Consider the following 7,304-nt stretch of genomic DNA (forward strand, 5'->3'; position numbering starts at 1 on the left):
ACTTATTATTGTCTAAATGAGATATCTATCTCTTCTAGTCTTAATTTCCAAGTAAAATTATTCTATTTCTATACCTGCCATCCTCATAAGATATCTAGCATTTCTAGTTTTAGAAACACCATCACGAAGCTTATAATCAAATTTCAGTTTATCATTCTCATAATATTCTCTAAAATTATAATTAACAACAAAATTATCTTCTTTTTCCATATCACAAAGTTCTAAATCATGAGTTGATACAAGCCCTATACTCTCACCCTCTAAAAGTTGATTAATTAAAACTTCTGCCCCCTCATGTCTATCAATAGAATTTGTTCCCTTAAATATTTCATCAAGAAGAAAAATAATTCTCTCATTATTTTTAGCACCATCAACTATCTTCTTAACTCTTTTTATCTCAGCATAAAATGATGAAATATTCTCATTTAAATTATCAGCAGTTCTCATACAAGTATAAATACTAACAATTGGAGTTTTAAAAGATTTAGCCTTAACCCCAAGCCCTAAATATGATAGGAACATACTAAATCCTATACTTCTTAAAAATGTACTTTTACCAGACATATTTGAACCTGTTATAAGTGCAACTCTCTTTGACTTATCAAGTCTAAAACTATTTTTAACACCCTCTTCTAAAAGCATAGGATGAACAATTTCTTCCGCCTCTAAAATCAAATCATCATTTATAACCGGCATAACATATTCATTTCCTGACACAACACTTAAACTTTCAAGTGCTTCAAACTCACCAATTGCCATCATCCAATCATTTATATGCTCTTTATTTTTAATCTTCCACTTTTCTGCTCTAGCAAGTAAATGATAATCAAAATAAAGTGCTGCATTTAAAATTATATAAAAAGCATTATGTCTATCATTTATCCAAGACCCTATTCCATAAAGACTTTCAAGTTCCTGACTTGCCTTTCCTTTATTTATAACTCTGCTTTGTATAGCCTTTAACTTCTCTGAATTAAAAGTTTCATTTTCTAAAAGTTTAAGTGCCACAACATAACCTGAAAGGTCACCCTTTAACTCTTCAAAAAGATTTATACCACTTTCAGCCTCTCTACTCACCCTTTTTACAATAATATAATTAACTGCTAAAAGACTTAAAAATGTTACAACATCAACCATACCAAGAAAAGCAAAAACAAGTGCTGACAATGTTATAATAGGTGCAACAAACCTAAGAATAGTTATACCAGTAGATAAAAAACTACTATTATCAGTTTTAGCCCACTCTAAAATAAAATGTTTCTTTTCCTTATTTTTGTCAGAAAAATCTTCTTTTCCAAGTGCTGATAAAAATTTCTCACGAAACTCAAATTTTAAAGCTAACTCTTTTAAAGCATCTTGTGTTTTATAAATTTCATTTTTACTAAGACCATCTTTAAATACTAATCTATCACGAAGTTTTTCTCTTCCATATATAGTCCTTGTTGCATTAACCCATTGAAAAAATGATTTTTTTCCAAAAACATCAAGGTCTGATGCAAATTTATGCTCTCCATCAAGATATTCTTCTCCAGTATCTAAAAACTCTTTCCACTCTCCACTAGACCTCTTAATATCATCACTATTAAGATTTATAGAATTTTCAACACTAGTCCTTTCTGCTTCAACAATATTATGCCATTTAATTAAAGCAAAAAATATTATAATTGCTACAATTACAAAAACTACTGAAACCATTTTAAAACTGCTTCCAAAGAAATAATTTGCTGCAAATACAATAAGCACTATACAATCTACAAATCTAAGTGCACTAACCAAATTATATCTTCCATTAATACCTTTAAGCTCATCTTCTTTTTCTTTTATTCGTCTATTATAAAATTCTAATTTTTCTTTCATATAAAGCTACCCCCTTTTATCACTTATAGTTTACTTACTTCTTCTATAAATTATACTAATATATAAAGTATATTCTTTGTACAAAACTTTAATTAACTTAGCATTTTATTATTATGTAACCCACTATAAGTAATTTATACTCAAAACACACCTAAAATATACCTATTATATAAAAAATGCTATGGCATAATACCATAGCACTCAAAATTATTTTAAATTATTATATATTGTATCTAAATTATCTTTCATTGTTTCAATATAAGATTTATCTCCATTCTTTGTTTCAAGGCTTGATATTTTTACAACCTTAGCTCCAACTTCATTTGCTAAAGTTTCTGAAAGTTTCTCACTTGCTGTATCTGGCATAAATATAACTTTAATATTATTAGCCTTAGCATAGTCAGCTACTCCTTTTAAATGTTTAGGTGTAACTTCACCCTCACCAAAAGCATCTTCAACACTTTTTTGATTTAAGCCAAAGTCTCTACATAGATATGCAAATGCTGCATGACCTGTTAAGAAATCTTTATTAGATAAAGTTTTAAACTTTTCTCCATATTCTTTAGAAACTGCATCAACATCTGTTGCAAACTTATTATAATTTGCTGTGTAATATTCTTTATTAGTTGGGTCTATTTTTATAAGACCTTCCTCAATAAGCTTTGCTTGGTTCTTAGCTTCTGTAAAACTAAGCCAAATATGAGGATCTTGTCTTCCATGATTATGCCCATCATCATGTGAGTGTCCTTCTTCAAGTTCATCATGTGAATGAGCTTCTTCACCTTCATCATGTTCATCAACTTTTTCTTCATCATCATTACTTACAAGTATTACATCAGCATTTTTAGAAGTATTTATAACTTCTAACTTTTTATTATTAACTGACTCTAAAACTTTATCAACCCAATGTTCCATTCCAAGTCCATTATATACAAACATATTTGAATCATTAAGTTTAACCATATCTTTAGCCTTAGGCTCAAAATCATGTGGCTCTGCTCCATCTGGAACCATAGAACTTACAGAAACTTTATCGCCCCCTATAATTTCAGTAAGTTCCTTAACAGGATAAATACTTGCCATAACTTTTACTTTTCCATCTGTCTCCTTAGCATTTGCTGTATCTGACTTTCCACTTGTACATCCAACAAGTCCAACTACTAAAGTAGCTATCATTGCCCCAAAAATTAATTTTCTTTTCATTTAATTTATATCTCCTCTAAAATTACTATCTCGTTATTGCAAATCATTTGCATTTGTTACCTTAATGATACTTTTTTTCAACTAGCTTGTCAACTTTTATTTTATATATTATTTTGACAAAGAAAAAGGCCACTTAAAAAATAATTGTTATTATTCATTAAGCAGCCTATTCCTTTTTTTGATAGAAGATTAATTAATGTAATTTATAGTTACAATTAATACTTTGGTGGTCCTTCCATAATAAACACTCCTCATCTAACTGATTCGTTAAATTCTGCAATTTCATTTCACTATCCGATAACGTAGCTTTCAATTGAATATTTATGTTGGTGACTTACTTATATCTTCTATCTGCTTTCGCACCATTTCACAACTCGTCGACTTACTATACACCCGTCTTGCATTCATCTTCATCACTCCTATTATTAGGTTGGCTTTAAAAATAAACTATATTCCCGTAAGGGTACTCCAAGACTATTATCCAGTTCTTTTTTAGAAACTCTGGTATTCCTTCCGAGTTCTGGACTATATGTGTTTCACATAATAAATTCCCTCCTTGGGATATTGGTTTGAATATGTAGGATTTTAAGAAGTTTTTGTTTCTTTCCTTCCTACACTATTATGTTAACCATTATAGTAATTTTAATTCATAAAAATCATTAGTAATGTTTTCCATCAATTTTATTGCTACTTTTCGTCATTATACATACAAGACTTTCACTTATTAAACAAAAATAAAAAAGTCAGAAACTATTGATAGTTTCTGACTTTATCATTTATATATTTAAGAACATCATCATACTTCCCATCTAAGAGCGGAAGCATAAATGCAAGTTCTCCACCCATTCTTTTTATATTGTAATAATATACTAATTGCCTTAAAATTGAAGACTCTTGTTTATGTTTACTATCTTTTTTAAACTTAAGAACAATAGTTGGCATTCCCCTAAAATATGTTTCAGTATATGATTCTATTTCATCCCACTCAATCTCAAACTTTCCAATAAGACCATTAGATATAATATCATTTTTCTCAAAAATTATAAATGGCTCTTTTAGTAAAATTTTATTTACAAGACTAATTGAAAATTTTCCTAAAACAACTATTATAATACCTTCAATAAGCATACTTGCCATATTTACAATAAGCCCACTCGTTATATAATCTTTTGTCAAAAACATATATTCTTTATAAATAAAATATACGCATACAATTATAATTATCATAAAAAAATATGCAACTTGTCTAAGCTCTCTAAACTCTTTATATATCCTTATATCTTCCAAAACAACGCCTCCAAATTTTGAAACTAATCTCTTTTATTTCCATAAGAGTAGCAGTTATTTCTTTTTTTTTCAAGCATACCACCTTTACATTTTGTACAAATTATTAACTTAAACTTCAAAATATAATAACATCATTAACATAATATTCATAAATTCATTAAAACCAACTTATTATAAGGTCTATATCTTAAACTTATTTATGTTTTTTTAAATTTCTCATAATTCTTTAAAAAGGATAAAAATTTCTATTTTAAATATAAAAAAGCAACATATTCATATATGCTGCTTTTTTAATATCTTATTTTTCAAATAAAAAAAAGAAGACTTAGAAACTCTAAATCTTCTCTGATGTGGCAGGGGTAGTAGGACTCGAACCTACAACCAATGGTTTTGGAGACCACTACTCTACCAATTGAGCCATACCCCTTCATCGCTTGTTGCACTCGCTTGTTGCGACTACATTTATTATTATATACACATTATAATAATAATGCAAGTCTTTTATTTATATTTTTCAAACTTTTTTGCTATTTAATGCTAAAATATTCTCTATTATCTATAATAAAATACTAAAAGCTTAGAAAACATCCCATTTACTCTTTTATTTTTTTGTAAAGTTGTATAGAATATTAAAGAAGTAATTAACTTGAAAGGAGATGATTCTTATGGAATTTATAGTTAATTCAGTTGAAGATACTATGGAACTTGGAAAACAAATAGGGAAACTTGCTAGCAGTGGTGATATTATTTGTCTAACTGGTGATCTTGGAACAGGTAAAACTCATTTGAGTAAAGGACTTGCAAAAGGTCTTGGAATTACAGAGCATATAACAAGCCCTACATTTAACATAGTAAATGAATATCATAGTGGAAGACTTAGTTTTTATCACTTTGATGTATATAGAGTAAGTGATCCTGATGAAATTTATGCAATAGGATTTGATGAATATATTTTTGGTAATGGTGTAAGCCTTATTGAATGGGCAAACTACATTGAAGAGATAATCCCAAGAGAATATCTTTACATAAATATAAAGAAAATGCCTGAAGAAGGTGAAGATGTTAGAAAAATCACAGTTACTCCTTTTGGAAGTGCCTATGATTACGCAAAGGAGATTAGATTATGTTAGTTTTATGTATTGATTCATCATCAGTAACAGCTACTTGTGCGCTTGTTAAAGATGATCAGATACTTTGTGAAATAAACTTAAATAGTAAAAGAGAACATTCAGCACTTGTTATGGATTTAATTGATGAGCTTTTAACAAGCTATAAACTTACAATAAGTGATGTTGATGCTTTCGCAATATCAGAAGGTCCTGGTTCATTCACAGGTCTTAGAATTGGAATGGCTACAATTAAAGGTCTTGCTTATAGTACAAAGAAACCTTGTATTTCATTATCAACTCTTGATAGTCTTGCTTATAATGCTATTATGTTTGATGGTATTATCTGCCCTATCATAGATGCACTTAGAGATAATGTATACTCAAACCTTTATAGAAATGTAAATGGAAAGCTTACTTCTATTTCAGAATCTGCTTGTATTTCACTTGAAGAACTTATAGAAGATTTAAATAAAAGAGATGAAAAAGTAATGTTTGTTGGAGATGGTGTTACAAAACATAGAGCTAGACTTCTAGAAGAAGTTCCAAATGCTATATTTGCCCCTCTTAACTGTCTATATCCTAAGGCTTCATCACTTGGAGAACTTGCATTAATCAAACTTAATGCTGGAATCACAAGTCCTATAAATGAGTTTAGCCCTGTTTATCTTAAGAAAACACAGGCTGAAACTGAGTATGAAAAGAGAATGGGTATATAATGCTAGAAACTAGACTTATGACAAAACAAGATATACAAGATGTTCTTAAAATAAGTAATACTTGCTTTAAAGGAAATGAAAGTTGGGATGCTCCATCTCTTGAAGCTGAACTTATCAATCATCTATCTCATAACTTTGTAATAACAGATGATAAAAAAATTTGTGGTTTTGCAAATGTTTGGATAATAGCTGGTGAAGCAAATATTAATAGTATCGCTATTGATGAAATACTTCGTGGAACAGGTCTTGGAACTTCTTTACTTAAAGGTATTTTAAAATATTGCACAGAAAATAACTGCAATGAAATTATGCTTGAAGTTAGAGAATCTAATACTACTGCGCAAAACTATTATAAAAAGCAAAGCTTTATAATAGAAGGTGAAAGAAAGAAATATTACTCAAGTAATGGTGAAACTGCTATTCTTATGGGTAATAGAGATATTAAATCTTCAATTTAGAAAGTATCATTTGATGCTTTCTTTTTTTGCCCATAAAATAAAGGATGTGTAGAAATAATTCTACGCATCCTTTTATACTATCATTTAACTTTCTTTTATATCTTTATTCTTCTTCTTAAATAAATCCTTTGCTGTAAGCATTGGTTGTACCTTAAATATTGTTTTTGATAGCTTCTTATATAAAATAAGAGTTATTACTGAATTTATTATAGCTTTAAGCCCATTTACTGGTAAAAGTCCTGCTACTATATAAGTAACTAAAGCTTTTCCATGTAACTCCATACCATATAAAGGTAGTAATATAAAAATGTTAGCAAGTATTCCTACTACTATAATAGAAACTGTTCCAACTAGCATACCAACAATAGCTGATTTTTTAGTTTTATACTTTTTATAAATAATTGATGCTGGTACTACAAATGAAATTCCTATAAGAAAATTAGCAAATTCTCCTACACCACCTGTTGCTGTTCCTGTTAAAAGAATATTTAAAAAGTTTTTCATAAACTCAATTATTATTCCTGCAATAGGTCCAAATGCAAATGCTCCCATAAGAGCCGGCATATCACTGAGGTCAATCTTAAGCCATGGAAAAGCTGGATTTAATGGAATTTCAAACATCATTACTATAAATGCAATAGCACTTAGTATAGCAATCTTAATGTAGATGTTTA

7 protein-coding genes and 1 tRNA gene are annotated in these 7,304 nt (G+C 28.8%); 3 read left to right on the top strand and 5 right to left on the bottom strand.

Translation table 11 applies throughout. From position 1 onward, the window contains the following. Positions 1-57: 57 nt before the first annotated feature. The 4 genes from Q0V15_RS01795 to Q0V15_RS01810 all read right to left on the bottom strand — a co-directional run bounded on the left by Q0V15_RS01795 (position 58) and on the right by Q0V15_RS01810 (position 4,774). Entirely contained in the window at positions 58-1,857 is a 1,800-nt protein-coding gene (locus Q0V15_RS01795) for a MutS family DNA mismatch repair protein (RefSeq protein WP_297435410.1), read from the bottom strand. A gap of 207 nt (positions 1,858-2,064) precedes the next feature. Beyond that, entirely contained in the window at positions 2,065-3,060 is a 996-nt protein-coding gene (locus tag Q0V15_RS01800) for a metal ABC transporter solute-binding protein, Zn/Mn family (protein WP_297435413.1), read from the bottom strand. 750 nt (positions 3,061-3,810) lie between these two features. Continuing rightward, the gene (locus Q0V15_RS01805; RefSeq protein WP_297435415.1) at positions 3,811-4,347 is read right to left on the bottom strand and encodes a hypothetical protein; all 537 of its coding nucleotides are present in this window, start codon (positions 4,345-4,347) and stop codon (positions 3,811-3,813) included. A 351-nt stretch (positions 4,348-4,698) separates the two neighbouring features. Further along, a tRNA-Trp gene (locus Q0V15_RS01810) sits at positions 4,699-4,774 on the bottom strand. 238 nt (positions 4,775-5,012) lie between these two features. On the opposite strand from Q0V15_RS01810, the gene tsaE reads away from it, so the two are divergent. From tsaE to rimI, 3 genes are read left to right on the top strand one after another with little or no spacing between them, the layout of a single operon-like run. Then, the gene (tsaE, locus tag Q0V15_RS01815) at positions 5,013-5,477 is read left to right on the top strand and encodes a tRNA (adenosine(37)-N6)-threonylcarbamoyltransferase complex ATPase subunit type 1 TsaE (RefSeq protein ID WP_297435417.1); all 465 of its coding nucleotides are present in this window, start codon (positions 5,013-5,015) and stop codon (positions 5,475-5,477) included. Beyond that, positions 5,471-6,172 (top strand): tRNA (adenosine(37)-N6)-threonylcarbamoyltransferase complex dimerization subunit type 1 TsaB, encoded by a 702-nt coding sequence (tsaB, locus tag Q0V15_RS01820; protein ID WP_297435419.1) that lies wholly within the window; start codon positions 5,471-5,473, stop codon positions 6,170-6,172. The genes tsaE and tsaB overlap by 7 nt, the downstream gene beginning before the upstream one ends. Then, the gene (rimI, locus tag Q0V15_RS01825; protein WP_297435420.1) at positions 6,172-6,630 is read left to right on the top strand and encodes a ribosomal protein S18-alanine N-acetyltransferase; all 459 of its coding nucleotides are present in this window, start codon (positions 6,172-6,174) and stop codon (positions 6,628-6,630) included. The genes tsaB and rimI overlap by 1 nt, the downstream gene beginning before the upstream one ends. Positions 6,631-6,714: 84 nt before the next feature. On the opposite strand, the gene Q0V15_RS01830 is transcribed toward rimI, so the two are convergent. Beyond that, a partial coding sequence (locus Q0V15_RS01830) for an ECF transporter S component (protein WP_367173760.1) occupies positions 6,715-7,304 on the bottom strand: 590 nt, incomplete at its 5' end.

The organism is uncultured Clostridium sp. (genome assembly GCF_947036855.1).
GTDB lineage: Bacteria > Bacillota > Clostridia > Clostridiales > Clostridiaceae > Sarcina.